General features: G+C 41.2%; 26 protein-coding genes, 2 riboswitches and 1 other annotated feature. Of the genes, 18 read left to right on the forward strand and 8 right to left on the reverse strand.

Going from position 1 to position 21,980, the window contains the following annotated elements:
* Nucleotides 1–31: 31 nt before the first annotated feature.
* Nucleotides 32–913 carry a dimethylarginine dimethylaminohydrolase family protein gene (locus AMR95_RS17055; protein ID WP_058838948.1) on the reverse strand — a complete coding sequence of 294 codons (882 nt, stop codon included), beginning with the start codon at nt 911–913 and terminating at the stop codon, nt 32–34.
* A 179-nt stretch (nt 914–1,092) separates the two neighbouring features.
* Here AMR95_RS17055 and AMR95_RS17060 point away from each other — a divergent pair, with 179 nt between their 5' ends.
* The 5 genes from AMR95_RS17060 to AMR95_RS17080 all read left to right on the forward strand — a co-directional run bounded on the left by AMR95_RS17060 (nt 1,093) and on the right by AMR95_RS17080 (nt 3,976).
* Nucleotides 1,093–1,614, forward strand: coding sequence for an acyl-CoA thioesterase (locus tag AMR95_RS17060; protein WP_008346212.1), 522 nt, complete (start codon nt 1,093–1,095; stop codon nt 1,612–1,614).
* A 114-nt stretch (nt 1,615–1,728) separates the two neighbouring features.
* A complete protein-coding gene (locus AMR95_RS17065; RefSeq protein ID WP_058838949.1) occupies nt 1,729–2,055 on the forward strand; it encodes a PadR family transcriptional regulator in 327 nt (108 codons plus the stop codon).
* A 4-nt stretch (nt 2,056–2,059) separates the two neighbouring features.
* Nucleotides 2,060–2,818, forward strand: coding sequence for an HAAS domain-containing protein (locus tag AMR95_RS17070; protein WP_058838950.1), 759 nt, complete (start codon nt 2,060–2,062; stop codon nt 2,816–2,818).
* Between the two features lie 105 nt (nt 2,819–2,923).
* On the forward strand, nt 2,924–3,412 hold the full coding sequence (locus tag AMR95_RS17075) for a small multi-drug export protein (RefSeq protein WP_058838951.1): 489 nt from the start codon (nt 2,924–2,926) through the stop codon (nt 3,410–3,412).
* A gap of 18 nt (nt 3,413–3,430) precedes the next feature.
* Nucleotides 3,431–3,976 carry a GNAT family N-acetyltransferase gene (locus AMR95_RS17080; protein WP_058838952.1) on the forward strand — a complete coding sequence of 182 codons (546 nt, stop codon included), beginning with the start codon at nt 3,431–3,433 and terminating at the stop codon, nt 3,974–3,976.
* An 18-nt stretch (nt 3,977–3,994) separates the two neighbouring features.
* Here the strand turns inward: AMR95_RS17080 and AMR95_RS17085 are convergent, their stop codons facing one another.
* Together AMR95_RS17085 and AMR95_RS19020 are read right to left on the reverse strand one after the other, a co-directional pair.
* Complete coding sequence (locus AMR95_RS17085) at nt 3,995–5,038, reverse strand: bifunctional transcriptional activator/DNA repair enzyme AdaA (RefSeq protein ID WP_058838953.1); 1,044 nt, start codon at nt 5,036–5,038, stop codon at nt 3,995–3,997.
* Nucleotides 5,039–5,227: 189 nt separating this feature from the next.
* The gene (locus tag AMR95_RS19020) at nt 5,228–5,362 is read right to left on the reverse strand and encodes a YrzI family small protein (protein ID WP_073204910.1); all 135 of its coding nucleotides are present in this window, start codon (nt 5,360–5,362) and stop codon (nt 5,228–5,230) included.
* Between the two features lie 220 nt (nt 5,363–5,582).
* Nucleotides 5,583–5,691, forward strand: a riboswitch (guanidine-I (ykkC/yxkD leader).
* A 67-nt stretch (nt 5,692–5,758) separates the two neighbouring features.
* Here AMR95_RS19020 and AMR95_RS17090 point away from each other — a divergent pair.
* Nucleotides 5,759–6,088 (forward strand): DMT family transporter, encoded by a 330-nt coding sequence (locus AMR95_RS17090; RefSeq protein WP_058838954.1) that lies wholly within the window; start codon nt 5,759–5,761, stop codon nt 6,086–6,088.
* Nucleotides 6,085–6,399 (forward strand): DMT family transporter, encoded by a 315-nt coding sequence (locus tag AMR95_RS17095; protein ID WP_024424636.1) that lies wholly within the window; start codon nt 6,085–6,087, stop codon nt 6,397–6,399. Before AMR95_RS17090 ends, AMR95_RS17095 begins: the two co-directional genes overlap by 4 nt.
* Before the next feature lie 35 nt (nt 6,400–6,434).
* On the opposite strand, the gene AMR95_RS17100 is transcribed toward AMR95_RS17095, so the two are convergent.
* Nucleotides 6,435–6,620: a hypothetical protein gene (locus AMR95_RS17100; protein WP_058838955.1), complete on the reverse strand. Its 186-nt coding sequence runs from the start codon at nt 6,618–6,620 to the stop codon at nt 6,435–6,437.
* A 161-nt stretch (nt 6,621–6,781) separates the two neighbouring features.
* Between AMR95_RS17100 and purU the strand changes: the two genes are divergently transcribed.
* The 6 genes from purU to AMR95_RS17130 all read left to right on the forward strand — a co-directional run bounded on the left by purU (nt 6,782) and on the right by AMR95_RS17130 (nt 12,342).
* Nucleotides 6,782–7,684: a formyltetrahydrofolate deformylase gene (gene purU / locus AMR95_RS17105; RefSeq protein WP_039178002.1), complete on the forward strand. Its 903-nt coding sequence runs from the start codon at nt 6,782–6,784 to the stop codon at nt 7,682–7,684.
* Nucleotides 7,685–7,727: 43 nt separating this feature from the next.
* Nucleotides 7,728–7,946: a binding site (T-box leader), on the forward strand.
* A gap of 55 nt (nt 7,947–8,001) precedes the next feature.
* Complete coding sequence (gene proB / locus AMR95_RS17110) at nt 8,002–9,099, forward strand: glutamate 5-kinase (protein WP_039178004.1); 1,098 nt, start codon at nt 8,002–8,004, stop codon at nt 9,097–9,099.
* Nucleotides 9,100–9,111: 12 nt separating this feature from the next.
* Nucleotides 9,112–10,359 carry a glutamate-5-semialdehyde dehydrogenase gene (locus AMR95_RS17115; protein WP_058838956.1) on the forward strand — a complete coding sequence of 416 codons (1,248 nt, stop codon included), beginning with the start codon at nt 9,112–9,114 and terminating at the stop codon, nt 10,357–10,359.
* A 124-nt stretch (nt 10,360–10,483) separates the two neighbouring features.
* Complete coding sequence (locus tag AMR95_RS17120; protein ID WP_058838957.1) at nt 10,484–11,620, forward strand: Rap family tetratricopeptide repeat protein; 1,137 nt, start codon at nt 10,484–10,486, stop codon at nt 11,618–11,620.
* Nucleotides 11,610–11,744 (forward strand): hypothetical protein, encoded by a 135-nt coding sequence (locus AMR95_RS17125; RefSeq protein WP_024424642.1) that lies wholly within the window; start codon nt 11,610–11,612, stop codon nt 11,742–11,744. Before AMR95_RS17120 ends, AMR95_RS17125 begins: the two co-directional genes overlap by 11 nt.
* A 169-nt stretch (nt 11,745–11,913) precedes the next feature.
* Nucleotides 11,914–12,342, forward strand: a complete 429-nt coding sequence (locus tag AMR95_RS17130) for an organic hydroperoxide resistance protein (protein WP_039178010.1) — start codon at nt 11,914–11,916, stop codon at nt 12,340–12,342.
* A gap of 35 nt (nt 12,343–12,377) precedes the next feature.
* Here AMR95_RS17130 and AMR95_RS17135 read toward each other — a convergent pair whose 3' ends face one another.
* Entirely contained in the window at nt 12,378–12,824 is a 447-nt protein-coding gene (locus AMR95_RS17135; RefSeq protein ID WP_039178012.1) for a MarR family winged helix-turn-helix transcriptional regulator, read from the reverse strand.
* 161 nt (nt 12,825–12,985) lie between these two features.
* Here AMR95_RS17135 and AMR95_RS17140 point away from each other — a divergent pair, with 161 nt between their 5' ends.
* A complete protein-coding gene (locus AMR95_RS17140; RefSeq protein ID WP_034281509.1) occupies nt 12,986–13,402 on the forward strand; it encodes an organic hydroperoxide resistance protein in 417 nt (138 codons plus the stop codon).
* A 238-nt stretch (nt 13,403–13,640) separates the two neighbouring features.
* Here AMR95_RS17140 and AMR95_RS17145 read toward each other — a convergent pair whose 3' ends face one another.
* The 3 genes from AMR95_RS17145 to AMR95_RS17155 form a co-directional block, all read right to left on the reverse strand.
* Nucleotides 13,641–14,111: a nucleoside deaminase gene (locus AMR95_RS17145; RefSeq protein ID WP_058838958.1), complete on the reverse strand. Its 471-nt coding sequence runs from the start codon at nt 14,109–14,111 to the stop codon at nt 13,641–13,643.
* 139 nt (nt 14,112–14,250) lie between these two features.
* Nucleotides 14,251–16,539, reverse strand: a complete 2,289-nt coding sequence (gene metE / locus AMR95_RS17150) for a 5-methyltetrahydropteroyltriglutamate--homocysteine S-methyltransferase (RefSeq protein WP_058838959.1) — start codon at nt 16,537–16,539, stop codon at nt 14,251–14,253.
* Nucleotides 16,540–16,689: 150 nt separating this feature from the next.
* Nucleotides 16,690–16,881, reverse strand: a riboswitch (cobalamin riboswitch).
* A 112-nt stretch (nt 16,882–16,993) separates the two neighbouring features.
* Nucleotides 16,994–17,953, reverse strand: coding sequence for a S8 family peptidase (locus AMR95_RS17155; RefSeq protein WP_041085049.1), 960 nt, complete (start codon nt 17,951–17,953; stop codon nt 16,994–16,996).
* A gap of 752 nt (nt 17,954–18,705) precedes the next feature.
* On the opposite strand from AMR95_RS17155, the gene AMR95_RS17165 reads away from it, so the two are divergent.
* The 4 genes from AMR95_RS17165 to AMR95_RS17180 all read left to right on the forward strand — a co-directional run bounded on the left by AMR95_RS17165 (nt 18,706) and on the right by AMR95_RS17180 (nt 21,915).
* Nucleotides 18,706–18,909, forward strand: coding sequence for a helix-turn-helix transcriptional regulator (locus tag AMR95_RS17165; RefSeq protein WP_039178022.1), 204 nt, complete (start codon nt 18,706–18,708; stop codon nt 18,907–18,909).
* Nucleotides 18,910–19,119: 210 nt separating this feature from the next.
* Entirely contained in the window at nt 19,120–19,806 is a 687-nt protein-coding gene (locus AMR95_RS17170; RefSeq protein WP_058838960.1) for a response regulator transcription factor, read from the forward strand.
* Nucleotides 19,807–19,809: 3 nt separating this feature from the next.
* Nucleotides 19,810–21,159, forward strand: coding sequence for an ATP-binding protein (locus tag AMR95_RS17175; protein WP_058838961.1), 1,350 nt, complete (start codon nt 19,810–19,812; stop codon nt 21,157–21,159).
* 66 nt (nt 21,160–21,225) lie between these two features.
* Entirely contained in the window at nt 21,226–21,915 is a 690-nt protein-coding gene (locus AMR95_RS17180; protein ID WP_058838962.1) for a PepSY domain-containing protein, read from the forward strand.
* Nucleotides 21,916–21,980 lie beyond the last annotated feature (65 nt).

A 21,980-nucleotide genomic window follows, 5' to 3' on the forward strand; every position in this document is an offset into this window, starting at 1 on the left:
AGATAAAAAGCCAGCAAGTAGACAAGCTGTTCTACACGCTGGCTTTTTTAATAGATGAACGCCGAATAGGTAATGTGCAGCATCTGAACGAGCCGCCAGATTTAATAATTTCAGAAAAGTCCACTTCAATAACGGTGTACCCGTGAGAGATTAATGCAGCATTTGTTTCTTGGTTGCTTGGCAAGCTGATCACTTTTTTCTGCCCAATGGATAAAACATTTGGTCCAAGTGTGAATTGCTCTTGTTCACTGATTTCAACAAAATGATAATACGTTTTGAGCAGCTGGAGATCCTTTTGCTTGAACGCTTCAGGATAAATGAATATCTCGTCATGAGACAGAATATTCATCACACAATCAAGGTGCAAAATGTGAGGAGGAAGGTGAATTGGAATGATGTCGTGATCCGGCAGTTCCTTTTTGAGCTGGTAGATTGCGGTTGGACTAGTTCTTTTGCTCGTGCCAACAAACACACGGTTCTGATCCACAAGCACATCGCCGCCTTCAATCGTTCCGTCTGTCAAGGTGACAGCTGATAACCCGTTTGCCTGTGCCCACTCTTTTAGACATTGTTCTTCCCCTTGCCGAACCGGAGCGGCCATCTTTGAAACAAACAGTGTATGTCCAATCGTAAACCCAATATCCCGAGTGAAGACTTGCTCAGGGAAGCGGTCATTCGCTGGGAGCAGGATGGGCCGTACTTGATGATCTTTAAGCGTTTGGATCAATTCTTTATGCTGAGCGACTGCTTTCATTTGAGAAATATTTTCTTTCGCAAAATGTTTCTGTGTTTCGTTGATAATTTGTTTGATTTCCATATAAATAGGACTGCATAAAAGAACTTCTTCTAAATCGTCGTATTCACTCATGCATTGCGGCATTTTGTATAATTGCTCTGCTCTCATCGAATCCATCAAATGGCCTCCTTGTTCGTTCATAGTTCTATTATTCCTTCTTCTTGTCATGGTTGAAACATTTCCGAAAGAAAATCTCTCACATAAGACTAAAGCAAAAAGTTTAGACAAACCTAAAAGAATAGTGTTTAATAAAAGTCGTTCCGCATCTACGAAAACAGCAAGAAGGAGCTATGATGATGAGTGAAGAAAATTTCAAATACTGCAAGGAATCGAAAGTTGTTAAAACCAGCAGGGTATTCCCTCTCGATACGAATAACCACCAAACGTTATTTGGCGGGAAATTAATGAGCTATATAGATGACATTGCCTCTATCTCGGCAGCAAGACACAGCCGCAGTGAAACGGTCACAGCTTCAATGGATTCTGTTGACTTTTTAGAGCCGATTGGACAAAAGGAGTCCGTATGCTTGGAATCCTATGTCACATGGGTCGGCACGTCTTCTATGGAAGTGTTCGTTAAAGTCATTAAAGAAAACTTGATGTCTGGAGAACGCAGGCTCGCAGCGACTTCATTTCTGACATTTGTTTCATTAGATGAAAACGGAAAGCCTAAACGAGTCCCGCAGGTGATGCCGGAAACAGAAGAAGAGATCATGCTTCATCAAACAGCGAAGCAGCGGGCAGAGGAAAGAAAAAGCCGCCGAAAACATAGTAAGGCGCTTGCTGACGCACTTGGGACAGATAAACCTTGGGCGTAAAAATCACCCTTTAAGCGGTGATTTTTTTCTAGTACGGTATCTTGCATGACAAGATAGTGTATGGTAAGATGAAACTATCTTGTGATGCAAGATACTGAAACCGGAGGAACGATTATGACAACATCCACACAAATGCTAAAAGGAATTTTAGAAGGCTGCCTGCTGTCGATTATTTCTGAGGGTGAAATTTATGGGTATGAAATGACGAAGAAGCTCGCGCATTATGGGTTTGATCAAATAAGTGAAGGCAGTATCTATCCGATTTTGCTGCGAATGCAAAAGGAACAGCTGGTGACCACTGTCACAAAAGCTTCAGCAAGCGGACCGAAAAGGAAATACTATACGCTCACACAAGCGGGTGAACTAGCGCTCACAGAGTTTATTGCCCGCTGGGATGAGCTTTCAAATAATGTAAACCGCTTATTACAAAAAGGGAAGTGAGATTATGGTATCAAAAGAAACACGACACATTTTACTAGAGCTGCAACTTTATCTCATATCAAAGGGAAAAAATCAGGATGAGATTGATGAGCTGATGGACGAACTGACCACACATGCGGTTGAGGCTGAAAAAGACGGCAAAACAGGAGAGGATGTGTTCGGCGGAGATCCGCGGAGCTATGCAGATGAACTCTCAAAAGAGCTGTCAGGAAATCATAAAGACTGGGTGCCGTTTGTCAGTGCATTTTTGATTGGGTCACTTTTTTACATGATTTTATCAGATGCAATCAGTCAAAACTTATCGTATTCTTGGTTTGCTTTGATTGGATATCCAATCGTTTTAGTGGCCAATGTGATCATGATCATTGTGATGTTTAGAGCGACCGCCTTTCAAACAAACCGCAGGGCATTTCTCTATTTTTGGATTTTAGGAATTTTCCAGCTGACAGCAATGGTGACAATCAAACTTTTGGATCAAAAACTTGGCACGCCATTACTTGTACTTACTTCAGGACAAAGATGGGGCGTCATTCTGCTTATGCTGCTATGTATCGTTGTATTCAATGCAATCTTAAAGGCGAATGTCGTTTCATTGATTCCGCTCATCTTTTTCGGACCGCAGCTCATATTCGAATGGATTGGCTGGACGTCACCAAGTGTGATTTTACTCCAAAGCCTGCTGTCTATTGTGATTTTAATAGGGCTTATGCTCATTGTCCTGCGCCGGGCAAATAAGAAAAATGAAAATACGAATGTAAACTGAGCACATCCGATCCGATGTGCTTTTCTTTTTCTAAAAAAATGTAGAAATGGAATTGTGTTTTTCATTACAATGGGGAGAGGACAAAAATGAAAAGGGGTTCTGTTTTTGGATATCGTATGGGGGTATGTACTCGTTTTTGTATTGGCTGCTTTGCCTTTTTTTGAAGTGATTGGTGTCGTTCCATTCGCAATCTTAAGTGGGCTGCATCCTGTGACAACGGCTGTGATTGGATTCATCGGCAACGTTCTCACAGTCTTGTTTCTCATTGTGTTTGTGGACCGGTTTAAAGCATGGTGGTTAAAGAGAAAAGAAGAGAAAGGTGATGAAAAAGGAGAGAAAAAGCAGCTGCGGGCGAGAAAAATTTGGGAACGATATGGTCTGCCTGGATTAGCGCTCATTGGTCCTTTTATCATCGGAAGTCATTTAGCCGCCTTGATGTGCATGAGCTTTGGAACGAAAAGAAAGCAAGTCGCGGTGTGGATGACCGTGAGCTTAATGATGTGGACAGCGCTGGCTGCTAGTTTAACCGGTGCGGGCTTCCATTACTTTGCCCCAGATTCAAATGGGTTGTTCGGAGATATTTTTAGCAAGTAAAAAAAGGGAGGATCATCAATGACAGTTCACACAAGAACAGTATTTGAAACAGAGCGCCTGAAACTGAGAACGATGAATGAACATGATGCGTCATTTTTATATGACGAGCTGTTTCAAGACGAAGAAGTGATGAAGTATTATCCTTCTTTGAAGGATGAACAGCAGACAAAAGAGTGGATTGCATGGAATCAAAAAAATGACCGCACGTACCACACCTCGCTATGGATCATTGAAGATAAAGAAACAAATGAACGACTTGGACAAAGCGGAATTGTCCTGCAAAATATTGAAGGGCAAACCGAGCTTGAGATCGGCTATATGCTAAAGAAAGCGGCGTGGGGGAATGGCTATGCTGCGGAGGCTGCAAAAGGCTGTCTCACCTATGGATTTGAAGAAATGAAGGTCAGACGGATGATCAGCTTAATACGTCCTGAGAATGAAGCGTCGGTGAAGGTTGCTTTAAAAATGGGCATGAAAAAAGAAAAAACCATTTCAAAATGGGACCAAATCATTGATGTATACAGCATCATCCGTAACGGAGAAAACGGCTCGCTTACCGAATAAGCAGAGCCGTTTTCTCTTTTATTCACGCTGTTCTAACTGAAGCAAATATTTCTTCCGTTCAATTCCCCCGCCGTAGCCTCCAAGTTCACCACTTGTTTGAATCACGCGGTGGCAGGGAATGATAATCGCCAATTGATTCGCACCATTTGCATTACCAACGGCACGAACCAAATGCGGATCGCCCAGTATTGTGGCTAGATCACGATAGGATCTCGTTTCGCCTGATGGAATGAGTGAGAGCTGCTCCCACACCTTCATTTGAAAAGGGGTGCCATGTAAGGAAAGGGGTACAGTAAACTTGGTCAGCTTTTTCTCAAAATATAAGGCCAATTCCTTTGCTAATTGCTGATGGACGTTTGTTTCTCCAACTAAAATACGGGCATGATGCTTCTTTCTTAATGTTTCAATTTCTTTTTCGAGTCCCCTCCTGTCCATAAACTCCAGTAAATACACATGTGTGGCATCTGTCACGCTGATCATCCGCCCGATCGGTGTGGAAATAAAATTAGCATAGAGAATGTGAATCTGCGCTTTTTTAGGGGGATTTCCCATGATTTTCGTAAATGCATCATTGAAGGCGCTTGAAGATTCATAGCCGAAGGTGACCTGCTGATCGATTACTTTTTTTCCGTTCAAAATTTCTTTAAAGGCAAGTCCCATTCGGCGTGATCTTGCATATTGAACAAAGGTCATGCCGTAAATGTCTTTAAACTTTCTTCGAGCTGTGGCAGAGTGAATCCCTAATTGACGGAAGTCCTCTTCCTTCCAGCGTTTCTCAGGATTTTTTTCTACTGCTGAAACGAGTGTTTTGACTTCTTCAGGAATACTGTTAGGGTATGTTAACGGTGTGCAGCGTTTGCATGGGCGATACCCTGCCAGCAGTGCCTCCTCCGCTGTAAAGAAAAACTCACAGTTTTCATATTTTGGCTTTCTGGCCGTACATGTGGCATGACAGAAAATGCCGGTTGTCTTAATACAGGCAAAGAATGTGCCGTCATATTGCGGATTCTTGTCAACAAGTGCTTGATAAAATTCATGTTTTTGTTCATCGGTCATCATCATATGAATCCACCTCTTGATTTTCTATAAAATGTTTTTCAGCATTCTAAAGTTGATCGTTCATCACATCAATCTTATTTCATTATATCAGCGATGTGATCGTTGCCGTACCCGTACCCGCGCTTTAAGGAAGGCGGAATGAATCTTCTTTCTCGTATGAAAGCATGATAAATATGTCGATCTCCTCCTGTTTTAGTTCATATACTTTAGCTGCTTCTGTTTCATTTCTTCATAAAATGCTTCAACTTCTTGTTCGTAAAGTACGGTCTCCATGTCCTTGTATTTACGCTTGATCGTCAATGTCATAAAAAATAAATGGATTGTCATATATGCTCATTTCCCTTCAGTCCGCAGCACGCGAAACAGCCCGTAAATCTTCTTGATCAGTTAACCTGTTTCTAACACTTAGTATACGGCGGTCCCATAAAAATTCTTTCGAAAAATGAACAAGTATATTTGGCAGAGGAAAGCAAAGTGATAGACCAGTATTTAGGGGTGTGATACAATTTTGACACAGAATCTGCTCTAAGTCAGATCTGCTTATCATGAATTGGTTTTCTAGGGTTCCGTGCGGGTGGCGCAGTCTGGACCGAGAGAAAACACATAGGGTCTAGACAATAGACCGTATGACACGGAGGGATAAAAGCCCGGGAGATTTGATCAAACGATCGATTTCCAGGCTTTTTTTTGTTGGTTGGAATCGTTCAGAAAGGAAGGGATCTAATGAAATGGGGAAATGTCTTGATTGCGGCGATCTTTGAAGTCGGCTGGGTGATGGGATTGAAATATGCTGACTCTTTATTGGAATGGGCCGCAACCATCGTTTGTATTGTCGTCAGCTTTTATTTACTCCTGAAAGCTACGACTGTACTGCCAGTTGGCACACTTTATGCCGTTTTTACCGGACTTGGGACAGCAGGTACTGTCATAGTAGGTATGGTCATGGGGGAGCCGGTACAGCTAGTGAAATTACTTTTAATCATGGTGCTTTTAAGCGGTGTATTAGGGCTCAAGCTGACCACAGGAGAAAAGAAAGGAGAGACTCAATCATGAGCTGGCTTTTACTCATTGGGGCAGGCATTTTAGAAATGCTTTGTGTCACCATGATGAATCAATTCCAGAAAGACCGGCATGTCAAATGGATTTTATTTATTGCAGCTGGATTTTCGCTGTCCTTTCTCATGCTCTCTCTTGCGATGAATACAATTCCGATGGGAACGGCGTACGCCATTTGGACAGGTATTGGAGCTGCTGGAGGAGCCATTGTCGGCATGCTGTTTTATGGTGAGTCGAAAGACGCAAAACGTATTTTCTTTATCGCATTGATTTTATCTGCGGCGGTCGGGTTAAAGATTATTGAATAAGAAAAGGGCTGGCATCTGTCTGCCAGCCTTTTTTATTACATCGAATGATGTTTGGAATCGTTTTCATTTTTGCGGTAAAGCTGACTCACTAGCAGAAAACAGACACCAAATGTGAGCAAAGGAATGAGTCTCTCACCGGTCATAAATAGATAAATACCTGTGATCAGACATACGATGCCGAGCCAAAAGCTCACTTTACCAAACAAAGTCATGCTTTTCATCTCCATCACTCCTTTTGTGATAAAAGGTCTACTCACATTATATCATGCTAGGTGCAGAATTGAATGAATATTCAATAAAAAATGGACTCTTCATTGCTTTTTCTCTTTCCAGTCCAGTATAATATTTCATTAGAATGAAAACGTAAATGAGGTCATGAAACATGAGAACATTGATTACAGAGAAACTTGAATTACACAGACAAAAGCACGAGCAAAAAGGCAGACTGCTTGTCAGTTGCCCGGATCAGCCTGGTATTGTATCAGCTGTTTCTTCCTTTTTATTTGAGCACGGAGCGAACATCATTGAATCCAGCCAATATACAACAGATCATGAAAGCGGCCGGTTCTTTTTAAGAATTGAATTTGATTGGAAAGACATTTCGGCCAACTTAGATCAGTTGAAAAATAGCTTTGAGCCAATTGCCGCATCATTTCAAATGACATGGAGCATGTCACGTGCAAGTGATCTGAAAAAGCTGGCGATCTTTGTATCGAAAGAGCTTCATTGTTTAAATGAACTTCTATGGGAATGGCAAAGCGGAAATTTAATGGCTGAAATCGCAGTTGTGATCAGCAATCATGAAACGGCAAAGGATACGGTCGAAGCACTCGGCATCCCATTCCATTTTGTGAAGGCGAATAAAGACATTCGTCAAGAGGCAGAAAAACAGCAGCTTGCTCTATTAGAAAAGTACGACATTGATGCCGTTGTGCTTGCTCGATACATGCAAATTTTAACGCCTAAATTTATTGAAGAGCATCCGAATAAAATCATTAATATTCATCATTCCTTCCTGCCAGCGTTTATTGGTGCAAACCCATACAAGCGGGCATATGAGCGGGGAGTCAAATTAATTGGTGCGACTTCTCATTATGTGACCAATGATTTAGACGAAGGACCGATCATTGAACAAGATATTGAGCGTGTAGATCACCGGGATGATGCGGAAGCTCTAAAAAATATTGGCCGGACAATTGAGCGCAGTGTGCTTGCACGTGCTGTCAAATGGCACTTGGAAGATCGAATTATTGTTCATGAGAATAAAACGATTGTCTTTAATTGACCGCTTGACTTTTCTTTAGCAATTGGTGATAATATAAAAAAATTAACGAGCGTTGAAAAGGAATAGTAAGCAGGAACTGATGCGTAAAGAGAGCAAATGATATGCTGAAACATTTGCCGCAGACAGCTGCTGAACCTGCCCTTTGAGCCTTAGAGGAAAAATCTAAGCGCGTGCCTGGCGTTACAGGAGTTGAGTGGAATAAGCATGTCGCATGCTTATTCAATGAAGGTGGTACCACGGAAAATCCCTTTTCGTCCTTTACATAAGGAGAAAAAGGGATTTTTTTGTGCCTAAAGGTATAGCGGAGGGAATCAAGGATGAAAAAGCAAAGGATCGTCATAAAAATTGGCAGCAGTTCATTAACAGAGCAAAAAGGAGCCATTGATGAACAAAAGATGCAGGATCATGTAAGAGCCATAGCAAAGCTCAAAGAAGCAGGGCATGAAATCATTTTAATTTCATCAGGAGCCGTTGCGGCAGGATTTGGAAGCCTAGGTTATCCATCAAGACCTGTGACCTTAAAGGGGAAACAGGCAGCCGCTGCCGTTGGTCAGGGCTTGTTAATGCAAAAATATACAGAGCTTTTTTCACAGTTTCAGATGACACCTGCTCAAATGCTTTTAACACGTAATGACTTTTCAGATCGAACAAGATATCGAAATGCTTACGCAACGATGATGGAGCTGCTGGAAAGAAAGATTTTGCCGATCATAAACGAAAATGATTCAGTTTCCATCGAGGAGCTTACCTTTGGGGATAATGACATGCTGTCAGCTCTTGTCAGTGGATTAATCCATGCAGACCAATTGATCATATTAACAGACATCAATGGCATTTATGATGCAAATCCAAATGAGCATCCTGAGGCGAAGCGGTTTGATGTCCTGACTCACATTTCAGAAGAATTGTTTTCATATGCAAAGAGCACTGGTTCAAAGGTTGGAACAGGCGGAATGAAATCGAAGCTGTCTGCTGCACAAACGGCACTTTCACTTGGTGTGAAAGTCTTCATTGGTACAGGCACTGGGGAAGACAAACTGCTTCGCATTCTTGCGGGTCAAGGTGACGGAACGTATATCGGTGAACAGGATTTATCAGCTGTGAACAACCGCCGTCAATGGATTCAATTCCACTCACCGGTCTCTGGAAAGATCATGATTGATGCAGGAGCGGAAGCGGCGATTTTGCATAATGGTAGAAGTCTTCTTCCGGCAGGAGTCATTGATGTCGCTGGTGACTTTTCTAAAGGAGAGGTTGTAGAAGTCGTCGGGCCAAACGGATTAGTTGGTAAGGGACAAACCTTGTACGCATCCGATGAGCTTCTTGGCATTAAAGGAATGCGAAGTGACGAGCTTTCAAAAGAGAAGCCTGAGGTCATACACCGAGATCACTGGGTACAGCATGTACAAAACTGAGGAGGGAATACGATGAATGAAGTTCTTGAAAAAGCAAAAAAAGCAAGTGTAGCTAAAGATCAGCTGCTTCTAAAAACGACGGAACAAAAAAATGCTGCCTTGCACGCCATTGCAAGTGCACTAAAAGCATCTTCAGCTTATTTAATAGAGGAGAACCAAAAGGATGTTCAAGCGGCTGAGGAAAAGCAGTTCACGCCATCTGTCATTGACCGGATCACACTCACGGAAGAGAGAATTGAAGCCATTGCAGACGCGACCCTTCAACTCATTCAGCTAAAAGACCCAATTGGTGAAACGTTAGAAACCATTCAAAAAGAAAACGGTCTATTCATCGAAAAGGTCCGTGTACCGCTTGGAACGGTTGGCATGATTTATGAAGCAAGACCAAATGTGACAGTCGATGCTGCGACCCTTTGCTTGAAAACTGGGAATGCTGTGATTCTGCGCGGAAGCTCATCTGCTATTCATAGTAATAAAGCGATTGTAAAGGTGATTCATGAAGCGCTTCATACGACGGATATTCCAGTAGACAGTGTGCAATTGATTGAAGATACGGGCCGTGAAACGGCGAAAACACTGTTCACCTTAAATGAATACCTCGATGTCCTCATTCCGCGCGGCGGGAAGAATTTAATTGATCTTGTAGTGAGAGAGTCAACTGTGCCGGTGCTTGAGACAGGTGCGGGAAATTGTCATATCTACATTGATGAAACAGCGAAAAACGAAATGGCTGAGCGGATTGTGCTGAATGCCAAAACCCAAAGACCATCTGTTTGTAATGCGATTGAGAGCATTGTCATTCATGAAACTTGGGCAAAAACATACGGTGCTTCGTTATTTGAAGCCCTTCAATCAAATGGGGTAGAAATACGCGGTGATGAAGCTGTTTGCGCGCTTGCTCCTAGTGCTGCATTAGCGACAACTGAGGACTATGCAACGGAGTTTTTAGCACCGATTGTCAGCATTAAAATAGTAAAAAACATAGAAGAAGCGATTCAGCATATTCAAACTTATAGCTCTAAGCACTCTGAAGCGATCATTACGGAAAATGATGAACATGCAGCCCTTTTCTTAACAGCTGTCGATGCTGCCGCTGTTTATCATAATGCTTCTACTCGTTTCACAGATGGATTTGAATTTGGTTATGGAGCGGAAATAGGTATTAGTACACAAAAACTTCATGCAAGAGGACCAATGGGTCTGCCAGCCTTAACGTCTGAAAAATTTGTCATTCGTGGTCAAGGACAAATAAGAGAATAACGAATTCAAAAGAGAGTCTTGTGACAACAGGCTCTCTTTTTCCTTTCATTTTTGTATTTCTCCGGTCAAGTATGATAAAATATGGTAATGTTTTATATTTTGAGAAGATTGGAGAAGGCAACGTATGGCGAAAATCATTCCCTCTTCGGATATTGGAGTGAAAATCAACAAGTGGTATGAATTAATCCGCAGATTTGATTCAGAACAAGCAGAACAGTTAAAACAGGAAATTCGCACCTCTCTTGATTCAATGGAAGAAGATCAGAATTTGCTTCTCTATTTTTCTTTAATGGAATTTCGGCATGAGGTCATGCTCGATTATTTAAAGCCATTAAAGGAAGGAAAGCTTCGCGCCAACTTTTCCGAGCTTTCGAAAGAAATAGATGAGCATCAAACGCATGTCACAGGCATGCTTGAATACTACTATCATTTTTTCAGAGGCATGTATGAATTCGGACGGAGGGAGTATATTGCTGCCATATCGTCTTATCAAAAGGCAGAGCACAAGCTTTCTTTTGTATCAGATGATATTGAACGTGCGGAATTTCATTTTAAAATGTCAGAAATATATTACCACATGAAACAAACGCATATCTCGATGCACCATGCTAAACTAGCGCTGGATGTTTATGTTCAGCATGAACTGTATGCGCTTCGCACCATTCAGTGTCAATTTATTGTGGCCGGTAACTACGATGATATGAGAAGGCATGAAAAAGCATTACCACATCTCGAAAGAGCACTTGCGAGATCAAGAGAGTTTCAGAATGTGCGTTTTATTGCCTCCTCTTTATTTAATATGGGCAACAGTTATTACCGAATGGGAGACTTAGGCCGCGCACTCGAATTAATGAAAGAATCCATCTCGTTATTTGATCAAAATCAATCCGATCATCTTCGTCGATCTATAGACCCTCTTTATACAGCCGCTCAGATATTATACAAACAAGGAAAACACGAAGAAGCATTACACTACAGAGAAGAATGTATGAAGCGAGCAGAAGCTCTTCAAGATGACATTCATATTCAGAAAACCATATTTCTAGAAGCATTGTATTTAAGACAAGATGCGGAGCATATGAAACAAATTTTCCATTTTTTAGAGTCTGCCTATGCATATCCTGATATAGAGGAGCTGGCATTAGATACCGCAAAGTATTATAATGAAATGGGGGATTATGAAAAATCTTCCATGTTCTATGGGGAAGCGGAACATGCGCGAATCTATATTCAGAGAGGGGATTGTTTATATGAATTTTAAAAAATGGGCAGTCGTCTGTACAAGCATCACCATCATGGCATTGTGGCTGGCAGCAGCAAATGCCGATCCAGATAACAGAAACCATACGCTAGAACAACCGAATCCACAGCATGACACGATCTAAAAGCCCTTGTTAAAGGGCTTTTTTTATGTCTAACAATTTTGGGACATGCTCATAAAAAGGGTTCAGGGAGGAAAACTTAAAAAAGAGTATTTATTGATTGACTCCGCAATTTAAATTGTGTACAATTCAATTGTAGAAAATATTATTGGAGAGAAAGAGGGTTATATTCATGTCAGACGTTTTATTTACAGCAACGGTATCAGCTGTCGGAGGAAGAGAAGGAAAGGTTGTTTCAACAGATGGTGTACTTGAGCATGATGTAGCAATGCCTGGAACACCAAGAGCAAAAAAACTTGAAAAAGCAACAAACCCAGAGCAATTATTCGCAGCAGGCTACTCTGCATGTTTTGATTCAGCCCTTCAAATGGTAGCAAGACAAGAGCGTATCCGTTTTGAAAGTGAAGTAACAGCACATGTCAGCTTATTAAAAGACAGTTCAGATGGCGGCTTCAAACTAGGCGTTCAATTAGAAGTAAAGGGAACTGGCATTGAGCAGTCAGTATTAGAAGAACTTGTTCATAAAGCACACGGTGTATGTCCATATTCAAAAGCAACTCAAGGAAATATCGAAGTAGAACTAGTAGCTGTCGCACAATAATTAGACATCAATAAAAGGCTGAGGGGATCGTTCCCTCAGCCTTTTGGTTGTGTTAAATTTTGCAAAAGCTCATGTAAAGAGGCGCGCAGTATTTTTAGCTCTTCTTCTGATCTGCCTGTCCCAGTCAGCATGTGAGACGGAATTGCAGTAGCCTTTTCCTTTAGCTGTTCTCCATATTCCGTTAAACGAATTTGCACAGACCGCTCATCCTCTTTCGAGCGTTCTCGGATAATGAGTCCGTTTTGCTCCATTCGTTTCAGCATGGGTGTGAGTGTACCGGAGTCTAAATAGAGAAGCTCTCCCATCGTTTTCACATTTAATGTTCCATGCTCCCACAATAAAAGCAGTGCCAAATATTGCGGATACGTAATGTTTAATTCTTCTAATAACGGTTTATACTGCTTCGTCATCTCTCGTGAACTTGCATATAACAAGAAACAAAGCTGATTTTCCAGCTTCATATGTTCAAATTCATTTGTCATGTCAGTCACCAACTATTTTTTGTCATACTTATCATTGTATAAGATTTTCTTCCTTTTTAAAATAAATACAGACGAAAAATGAAAAATTGTTCAATGTGCGATAAATGTTTGAGAAATGAATAGAACGTGAAAAGGATCAATAGATAAAGGAGGAGATGAAGATGAAACCATTATTCACAGCAAAAGTAAAGGCGCAGCATGGAAGAGCTGGACATGTTCGTTCAGAAGATGGTGTGCTCGATCATAACATTGTCATGCCTAACGCAAAGAAAGATGGAGAGACTGGTACAAACCCAGAGCAATTATTTGCAGCAGGCTATGCAGCTTGTTTCGGAGGAGCACTTGAACAGGTAGCCAAGAAGCAAGGGATAGAAATTGAATCGGAAGTAGAAGGACATGTCAGTCTTTTAAAAGATGAAAGCGACGGCGGCTTTAAGCTTGGCGTAAAGCTGATTGTGTCTGCGAAAGGTCATGATCATGACAAAGTGAAAGAGCTTGTCCATGCTGCACATGAATTCTGTCCATATTCAAAAGCAACAAGAGGGAACATTGAAGTAGAGCTTGAAGTGGCGGAGTAATAGTAGAAGACACCTGCTTACGAGCAGGTGTCTCAGCGTGTAGACAAACCCTCGCATTCTTTGTCAGGTCTGCGCTCCGGTGCTCATGAATGTCGAATTCGCTCCGCTCCGGTGCTCGCCCTTCCTAGACTTCAAAGGTTTTCTATCACGCTGAATTGTTGACAAAGGGCTAAAATAAAAACCATTTTAGCCCTTTGTCAACAATTCGCAACACCTGCTTACGAGCAGGTGTCTTTTTTTAATATTCTTTCTTTTTATCGTATGCTTTCCATGCTTCAAATGGCGCAAGGGTTTTTTGAGGTGTCAGCTTGTAAAATGGTATATTTCTTGATTCGTATTCTTTGTTGATTTCTTCATAAATAAACGAGTCATCAAAACCAGCATCCGCTGCATCCTGATGTCCAGCAGCAAAATACACCGCTTTTGGTCTAGCCCAGTAAATAGCGCCAAGGCACATCGGACAAGGCTCGCAGCTTGTGTATAGAGTGCAATCTTCTAATTGGTATGTATGTAGAGTTTGGCATGCATTTCGAATGGCTGTGACTTCTGCATGTGCGGTAGGGTCATTACTCGTTGTCACATTGTTGCTTCCCTCTGCAATAATCTGACCATCCTTGACAATGACTGCTCCAAAAGGGCCGCCAGTACCACTATTGACTCCTTCTACTGCAAGATCAATTGCGCGTTGTAAAAAATCTTCGTGATTCATTGTCTTCCTCCCTTTGTTCGACTGACTTCTCTAGTATAAACGAATCATGCTAGAAAAGAAATCGTCATAGTAGAAGATCGAACAGGCCAATTTACGCATAAAAAACCCCTGCCACGTTCAGCAGGGGAGAGGCATTCAATTATGCGTGCTGCGCCAGCTTTTTACGAGCGACTTCAGCAGCTGTGACCATGTTTTTCAAAGCAGCAATGGTTTCAGGCTCTTGTCTAGTTTTTAGACCACAATCCGGATTCACCCAGAAGCGATCTGTTGGACAAACGTTCAGCGCATCATCAATGATTTCGCTCATTTCTTCAACAGATGGAACGCGCGGGCTATGGATGTCATAAACGCCTAGTCCAAGTCCTTTCAAATACGGGTGCTTTTCTAAGTAATCGAGGAATCCGCCATGACTGCGTGAATGTTCAATTGTAATCACGTCAGCATCCAAGTCTTCGATCGTATCGACAATATCCTCGAAGTTACTGTAGCACATATGTGTATGAATTTGTGTGTCATTTTGAACGGATGATGTAGATAAACGGAATGATTCTGCTGCCCAGTTTAAATATTCTGCCCAATCACTTTCTTTGAGCGGAAGTCCTTCTCTTAGCGCAGGCTCATCCACTTGGATCACTTGAATACCAGCTGCCTCTAAAGCTTCTACCTCTTTACGCAAAGCGAAAGCGATTTGGAAAGCAATGTCTTTTCGAGAGATATCCGTTCTTGGGAAAGACCAGTTTAAGATGGTAACAGGTCCTGTCAGCATTCCTTTAACTTTTTTCTCTGTTAAACTTTGTGCGTAAACTGTCTCTTTCACTGTCATTGGCTCTGTAAACTCTACATCTCCATAAATGATTGGCGGCTTCACGCAGCGTGATCCATAGGATTGTACCCAAGCAAATTTTGTAAAGGCAAATCCGGCTAGCTTTTCACCGAAATATTCAACCATGTCTGTCCGTTCAAATTCTCCATGTACGAGCACATCCAGGCCAATTTCTTCTTGAATATCAATCCATCGTTTTGTTTCTTTCTTAATAAATTCATCATACTCTGCATCTGTCCACTCATTTTTGCGCCACTTTTGACGAGCACTGCGCACTTCGGCAGACTGCGGGAAGCTGCCAATCGTTGTGGTTGGAAGAAGCGGGAGCTCAAGAGATTCGTTTTGGATACGCAGGCGTTCTTCAAAGGCAACTGGACGTTTAAAATCTTTCGATGAAAGATTGTTGCGTTCCGCTGTGAGATCCGCATTTGTTCCTTTTGCGAACTCTTTTAAGGTAAGAAGTGCTTGTGCTGCTTCGTTAATGTCGGCATCAATGGCAGCTGCTCCTTTTGTTAAACCTTCTTTTAATAATGTCAATTCAGCCAGCTTTTCAGTGGCATAAGATAGTCCGTTTAATAGTTTTTCTTCAAGCTGTTCACTTGGGTGTTTGGCAACTGGTACATGCAGTAAGCTGCTTGATGGCTGCAGCCACACTTCTTTCGGCTGAGCCTCAGCAATGACTTCAGAAATAAAGGATAATCTTTCCCCAAGATCTGATCTCCAAATATTTCTTCCATCAATGATGCCAGCTGCTAAAATTTTATCTTTCGGGAAGCCGTGCTTTTTCACTTGATCCAGGTTGCGCCCTTGATCATGGACAAAATCAAGACCGATTGCTTCAACAGGATATGTGACAAGCTCTTCATACGCATCTACTGAATCAAAGTAGGTTTGAAGAAGAGTGTTCAAGCCAGGTACTGCTTCTTTGATCGTTTGATAAATTTCTTTTACAGATTTTACGTCTTCACTTGAAGCTGTGACAAGTGCAGGTTCATCAATTTGAACCCATTTGACGCCGGCTTCTTCAAGTTCTTTTAAAAGCTGCGTATAAAGCGGCACTAGACGCTGCTGGATTTCTTTCACTTCATTTGCTTCATAACCTTTAGAAAGTGAGACAAATGTATAAAGACCGAGTACAACTGGTTTTGTTTCAACACCAAATGCCTTTTTCACCTTTTCGTAAGCTTCAAGCGGTTTGTTGTGTGTGAGTTTAAATTCTGTGCTTTTTTCGTATTCTGGAACGATGTAGTGATAGTTTGTATTAAACCATTTTGTCATTTCACTTGAGACGGCATCTTTTGTTCCTCTTGCCATCGCGAAGTATGTATCTAGCGGGTCTTTTAAGCTGCGGAAGCGCTCTGGAATCCAATTGAACATAACAGCAGTATCCAGTACGTGATCATAGAAGGTAAAGTCTCCAGAAGGTACAACATCAATTTGTTGATCGATTTGTGTTTTAATGGCAGTTAAAAATTGTTCATCCAGTGTGCCTAAGAGGGTTTCGCGGTCTGTTTGACCTTTCCAGTAAGACTCAAGTGCTTTTTTCCATTCTCTGTTTAAACCAATTCGCGGAAAGCCTAGATTACTTGTTTTAACAATTGTCAATTCCAATTCCTCCTCTAAATATAAAAAGACATTTACGCTCATGATCAAGATTGATGAGGTAAATGTCTGGTTTAAAAGACAAAATGTGTGTGCGAAATAAGGCGTGAGTATCACTGACGCTTTTCCGACATCTCCTATCAACCGTAGGGGGTTTGATGTGATAGAGCGGCTGGTATCCTGGCTGGTGAATCTGCAAGCTTTTCATCCTTCCCATCTTAATGACAGTGGATTACTGAGAAAAGCTCTCCTCACTCACAGTGGCGGGACCGCGCCGGATTTTCACCGGTCTTCCCAATTAAAATTCGACGTGTAATCGAATTACCGACTCTCAAACTATGAATTTATTGTGTTCGATTATATAACGTTCACTTCATTTCGTCAAAGTAAATTTTGAATAATTTTAATTAAAAAAATCCTGAGAAAATTCTTACTTTTCTCAGGACCTCTTTTTAAGCTATAGAGATAAAAGATCTGCTTCCAATGTTTTTTCTAAAAGGACATCAGGCGCAGTTAAATATAAAAATCCATTCCCTACAAGGGCTTTCGACTGTTTTAATGGAAGGGTTCTTCTGACAAGCTGAGCATAGATCTCAGGCTCTGTCAGCTTGCGCTGGAACGCTTCTTCTTCGGCATTTTTGATAATGGCTAGTGCACCGCTTACGTGAGGGGCAGCCATTGAAGTCCCTGTGAGTCTGCCATATTTATGGTTAGGGAGAGTGGATAAAATGTCTTCTCCTGGAGCGACGAGGTCGATTTCTTTATTGGCATTAGAAAATTCAGAGGATTCTCTAGCAAGGGAAACAGAACCGACGGCAATGACTTCATTGTATGCTGCTGGGTAGGAGAACTCTTCCGTACGCTCGTCCCCGTCCCCTTCATTTCCTGCTGCACATACAACAAGCACACCGCTTTTCACCGCATTTTGAATGGCTTCCTGCAGGGCTGGCTCATTGCTTGGACCACCGAGAGACATGGAGATAATATCTACCTTCTGCTCTGCAGCATAGTTGATGCCATCAATGATCCATTCATATTTTCCGCTGCCATTTTCACCGCCAAGAACTTTCACGATGAGCAGCTTGGCTTCAGGGGCAACCCCTAAAATTCCGCCATTTTGATCTGTTGCGGCAATCGTTCCTGCTACATGGGTACCATGCCCATTGTAGTCTTTGACATTTTCAGCATCTCCATTGTCATCGTCGGTAAAGTTCTTTCCTCCGATAATCTGATCTTTTAAGTCGGGATGCTCTGTGTCACAGCCTGTATCAAGGACAGCAATGGTTATGCCTTTTCCTTTGAAGCCACTTGACCAAAGTTCGGGTGCTTTAATCTCCTGAATACTTTCCGGCGTCTCTTTCGCTTCCATCACATTGGCTTTTACTTCATACGGAATTAAGCGAATTTCACCTTTCATAAGAAAGCCCTCCTTATTTTGTTTTCAAAGTAGATTCAGGCTGCGTAATGTTATTGTATAAAAGAAACTTTTGATCGGAAAGGGTCAATTGTAATAATTTTTCAAATAATCAATCTATTATCAAAAGTGCAGTTCTCCTCACTTATTGACGAAAGAGCTCACCTTTTGAAGAAAACTCTTGATATCATATGAAAAAGAAGGAAATGCTGCATAGTGAGGTTGCACCTGTACAGATGAAAATGGGTGAATAGAACTAAAATAGGCAGATTGAAAAAGAATCAATAGATGAAAGAAGAGAAGAAAATAGATAAACCATGAGAGCAGATTATTGCTTTTCAATGATAACTTTATAAAGAATAAGAAATGTAAAAAGTATTTGACATTTAAGGGACTAATGCTATGATTATAAATGTAAAGACTATTTGACATTTTATTTGAAAGGGGACTAAAGATTGGATTACGTAAAGGTTGTCTATTCAGTTATAATATTATTGATCGGATTGTTCATTTTGATCACTTCGATGATTCAAAAGGGTGATGAACGAAAGAGATTTATTTACTCGAAAGCTCAATCTTATGCGTTTATTGTGGTTTTCGGTATGCTTTTATTAGAAGTCGCACAAAATATTTTTCTAACGATTCAAGGGAACTCAAATCAGGGGATTGGGATTTCACCTATCGCGTTCCTGTCTGTGGTTTCAATAATATATGTATTCACATTCCTCATTTACAGAAAAAAATATGGTGATTAAATGCAGAATCATATTAGAGAGCTAAGAAAATCTAATAAATTGTCTCAAGAAGAATTAGCTAAACTTTGTAAGGTGTCGAGACAAACCATTAATGCGATCGAAAATGATAAATATGACCCCACTTTGCAATTAGCTTTTGACATAGCTTTTGTTTTAGGAACTTCAGTAGATCAGCTCTTTGTCAGCAGACCTATAAAAAAGTAAACAGGCCTCAAGATGAGGTCTTTTTTTGAGTGGTTAGCCGTTTTATTTTCCTTTCAATTGATGTGCGGTTACTGTGTTAAAAAACAACTTCATTCAATATATTTCTTCTTTTATGAAAAAATAGATGTGAAGATTGTGACTGTTCCAAATGAGAAAGGCAACATATAATAATGGAAAGACAAGCTTGCCTTTCAGATAGGAGAGATAGAGATGAACAAAGGGAAGATACTCGTAGTCGAAGATGAAAAGAAAATCGCAAGGGTGCTGTCACTTGAACTTGAATATGAAGGATATGAGGTGACAGTCAAAGAGACAGGAATGGCCGGCCTTCAGGCTCTTGAAGAAGACAGCTTTGATTTGGTGCTGCTTGACGTTATGCTTCCAGAGTTAAGCGGTCTTGAAGTGCTGAGAAGGGTTCGAAAGACAAATACAGCGACACCCATTATTTTGATTACAGCAAGGGGAAGTGTCCCTGATAAAGTAAGCGGGCTCGATCTTGGGGCGAATGATTATATAACAAAACCTTTTGACATAGAAGAATTATTAGCACGAATTCGCGCGCAGCTAAGACTGAATATACATGCACAAGAAGAAAAGGATACAGAGCTGAGCATAGCAGATTTAACGGTCAACGAGAAAACAAGAGAAATACAAAGGGCTGGGCAAATGCTTGAACTCACGCCGAGAGAATATGACCTGCTTGTCCACTTACTGAACCATCAGCAGCAAGTGCTCACAAGAGATCAGCTTTTAACAGCGGTTTGGGGTTTTGATTATTTTGGTGATACAAACGTGGTAGATGTCTATATCCGTTATTTAAGGAAAAAAATCGATTACCCATTCGAAAAACAGCTGATTCACACAGTGAGAGGTGTGGGTTATGTGATGAAAGGATAAAGAATGAGATTAAAAAATAAGATTCAGCTTTATACGTCGTTGTCTTTGTTTTTAATGGTGCTCTTGTTTCATACAGCCATTTATTTTATTTTTTCGATGACCTTGACGCAAAAAGATATGTCCCGTTTGTCTGAGGTGGCTGAAAATATTGCCATTGCTTTAAAAAAATCAGAGGAAGAGGGTCTTCCGTCCTCGGAGCTGCTGAAGGCGTACCTGCCTCAAAATGGCATGATCCGTGTCGTGACAGAATCGGGAGAGTCAAAACTGACTGTCACAAAGGAATCAACGTTTAGCTCACTGCCTTTTACATACGAATCTGGCCAGACGGCTGAAATCAAAGAATACAATAAGCATATGGTTGCGTTCGCTGCTATTCCGGTCATTTGGACAAATGGTGAGATTATGTCGCTTCAAGTATATGAAGAAATCGAAAATACGGAAGAGAACTTAGCGTTATTAAAAATGATTTTAATCACAACCGGCGTTTTGTTTATTGTGCTTTCCTATTTTGCAGGCCACGTGTTAACAAAGCAAATTGTCCGGCCGATTAGCAGAATAACGAGTACCATGAAGGCAAGTATGAAAGAGAAGGCGTTTAAACGAATTGAATTAACAGGCGATTCAAAGGATGAACTATATCAAATGGGACAAACCTTTAATGAAATGTCCGAGATTCTCGAGAAGCATTATGAAAAAGAACAGCAATTTTTGCATGATGCCTCTCATGAATTAAAGACTCCGATTACCGTCATTATGAGCTACAGCAATTTACTAAAACGCTGGGGGCAAACACGTCCAGAGGTTGTAGAAGAATCTTCCCAAGCGATTCATGATGAAGCGAAAAAAATGAAAAGACTGACAGATCAATTACTGACATTGGCGAAAAACGGTCAGCCGTTATACTTGGATATGAAGCCGGTTGATCTTGGTCATTTGTGCAAGCAGCTATGTCATACACTTGAGGTGGCCACCAATCGAACGATTCAATCCCATGTGCAGACAGATCAGCCGCTGATCGCAGAAGGAGACGAAGAGAAAATCAAACAGCTTTTGACCATCTTAATTGATAATGCGGTCAAATATAGTAGAGAGCCAGTTGATGTGACCTGCGGATGGGCAGGAGACAAGCCATTTATTTCAGTGATTGATCAAGGAATCGGTATAAAAGAAGAGGATCTGCCGAAAATCTTTGACCGCTTTTTCCGTGTGGATGAAGCGAGAAATAGCGAGACGGGCGGAACCGGACTTGGTCTTTCAATTGCGAAGCAAATTGCAGAAGAACATGGGGCCGAGCTGAAGGTAGACAGCCGTATCGGCGAAGGGACAGCCATGACCATTCTTTTTCAGAAATGAATGGGTCTTTTCTCATCAATTTCTCATTTCCTCCTTATAAAATAGGAAATAGGAAGGAGGCGCTGCATGTCTAGAAAAACGAAAATGGTGCTTGCGCTCGCAGGATGTCTTGCAATTCTTGCGGCCTTTGCAATGCTCATGATCCAAACCATTGATCATAAAATATTAAGTGAAGCAGAAATGAAAAAAATGATCTCAAAAGACTACAATGGAAACATTACACATATTGATCTAATCAACCATAAACAGGACTATACATTGACGCTGGAAAATGCAAATGGCATCTACCAAATCATTGCATCTTCTGCAAGCGGTCAAATGAAAGAAATTAGACAGTTAAAAAGCTATCAGAAGCCGAATGAAAAAAATGCTGAGCTCCAGGCAGAAGAGGCGGCTGTTAAAAAGGTGAGCGGAACCGTCATTCAAAAAAAAGAGACGACAGATCGTTTTATTTTTACCATCCAATCAAAAAAAGAATTGTATCAAGTCGAGGTCGACAAACAGTCATTCAAGGTGCTTGAAGCAGAAAAGAAAAAACCAACCTCTAAAGAAAAGAAGCTCACAAAAATCACTGTCGAGGAAGCCATCCAAATTGCTGTCAAAGAAGTTGGCGGAACAGTGGATGATGCCGATCTTGAAACATTCAGCGGTATGCTCGTATTTGAGGTGGAGCTGGATTTGCCTGACGGCAGAGAGGCAGAGGTACTTGTGAACGCCTATACAGGAGACATTGAGGGCATTACGTACGAAAACTAATCCTTTTCTCATGATATTCTCATGTTTCTTTCCTTCCTTTATCATCTTGTTTTCTTAAGATATAG

Source organism: Bacillus sp. G1(2015b), assembly GCF_001482475.1.
GTDB classification, from domain to species: domain Bacteria; phylum Bacillota; class Bacilli; order Bacillales; family Bacillaceae; genus Bacillus; species Bacillus safensis.

Excerpts from the sequence above, each read along its gene's own strand:
- AMR95_RS17175 (WP_058838961.1), top strand. The coding sequence starts at position 19,810 with ATGAGATTAAAAAATAAGATTCAGCTTTATACGTCGTTGTCTTTGTTT.
- AMR95_RS17130 (WP_039178010.1), top strand. The coding sequence starts at position 11,914 with ATGTCAGACGTTTTATTTACAGCAACGGTATCAGCTGTCGGAGGAAGA.
- AMR95_RS17145 (WP_058838958.1), bottom strand. The coding sequence starts at position 14,111 with ATGAATCACGAAGATTTTTTACAACGCGCAATTGATCTTGCAGTAGAA.
- AMR95_RS17070 (WP_058838950.1), top strand. The coding sequence starts at position 2,060 with ATGGTATCAAAAGAAACACGACACATTTTACTAGAGCTGCAACTTTAT.
- AMR95_RS17170 (WP_058838960.1), top strand. The coding sequence starts at position 19,120 with ATGAACAAAGGGAAGATACTCGTAGTCGAAGATGAAAAGAAAATCGCA.
- AMR95_RS17155 (WP_041085049.1), bottom strand. The coding sequence starts at position 17,953 with ATGAAAGGTGAAATTCGCTTAATTCCGTATGAAGTAAAAGCCAATGTG.
- AMR95_RS17055 (WP_058838948.1), bottom strand. The coding sequence starts at position 913 with ATGGATTCGATGAGAGCAGAGCAATTATACAAAATGCCGCAATGCATG.
- AMR95_RS17080 (WP_058838952.1), top strand. The coding sequence starts at position 3,431 with ATGACAGTTCACACAAGAACAGTATTTGAAACAGAGCGCCTGAAACTG.
- AMR95_RS17115 (WP_058838956.1), top strand. The coding sequence starts at position 9,112 with ATGAATGAAGTTCTTGAAAAAGCAAAAAAAGCAAGTGTAGCTAAAGAT.
- purU (WP_039178002.1), top strand. The coding sequence starts at position 6,782 with ATGAGAACATTGATTACAGAGAAACTTGAATTACACAGACAAAAGCAC.
- AMR95_RS17100 (WP_058838955.1), bottom strand. The coding sequence starts at position 6,620 with ATGAAAAGCATGACTTTGTTTGGTAAAGTGAGCTTTTGGCTCGGCATC.
- AMR95_RS17140 (WP_034281509.1), top strand. The coding sequence starts at position 12,986 with ATGAAACCATTATTCACAGCAAAAGTAAAGGCGCAGCATGGAAGAGCT.
- AMR95_RS17120 (WP_058838957.1), top strand. The coding sequence starts at position 10,484 with ATGGCGAAAATCATTCCCTCTTCGGATATTGGAGTGAAAATCAACAAG.
- AMR95_RS17135 (WP_039178012.1), bottom strand. The coding sequence starts at position 12,824 with ATGACAAATGAATTTGAACATATGAAGCTGGAAAATCAGCTTTGTTTC.
- AMR95_RS17085 (WP_058838953.1), bottom strand. The coding sequence starts at position 5,038 with ATGATGATGACCGATGAACAAAAACATGAATTTTATCAAGCACTTGTT.
- AMR95_RS17165 (WP_039178022.1), top strand. The coding sequence starts at position 18,706 with ATGCAGAATCATATTAGAGAGCTAAGAAAATCTAATAAATTGTCTCAA.
- AMR95_RS17090 (WP_058838954.1), top strand. The coding sequence starts at position 5,759 with ATGAAATGGGGAAATGTCTTGATTGCGGCGATCTTTGAAGTCGGCTGG.
- AMR95_RS17180 (WP_058838962.1), top strand. The coding sequence starts at position 21,226 with ATGTCTAGAAAAACGAAAATGGTGCTTGCGCTCGCAGGATGTCTTGCA.
- proB (WP_039178004.1), top strand. The coding sequence starts at position 8,002 with ATGAAAAAGCAAAGGATCGTCATAAAAATTGGCAGCAGTTCATTAACA.
- AMR95_RS17125 (WP_024424642.1), top strand. The coding sequence starts at position 11,610 with ATGAATTTTAAAAAATGGGCAGTCGTCTGTACAAGCATCACCATCATG.
- AMR95_RS17095 (WP_024424636.1), top strand. The coding sequence starts at position 6,085 with ATGAGCTGGCTTTTACTCATTGGGGCAGGCATTTTAGAAATGCTTTGT.
- AMR95_RS19020 (WP_073204910.1), bottom strand. The coding sequence starts at position 5,362 with ATGACAATCCATTTATTTTTTATGACATTGACGATCAAGCGTAAATAC.
- AMR95_RS17065 (WP_058838949.1), top strand. The coding sequence starts at position 1,729 with ATGACAACATCCACACAAATGCTAAAAGGAATTTTAGAAGGCTGCCTG.
- AMR95_RS17060 (WP_008346212.1), top strand. The coding sequence starts at position 1,093 with ATGAGTGAAGAAAATTTCAAATACTGCAAGGAATCGAAAGTTGTTAAA.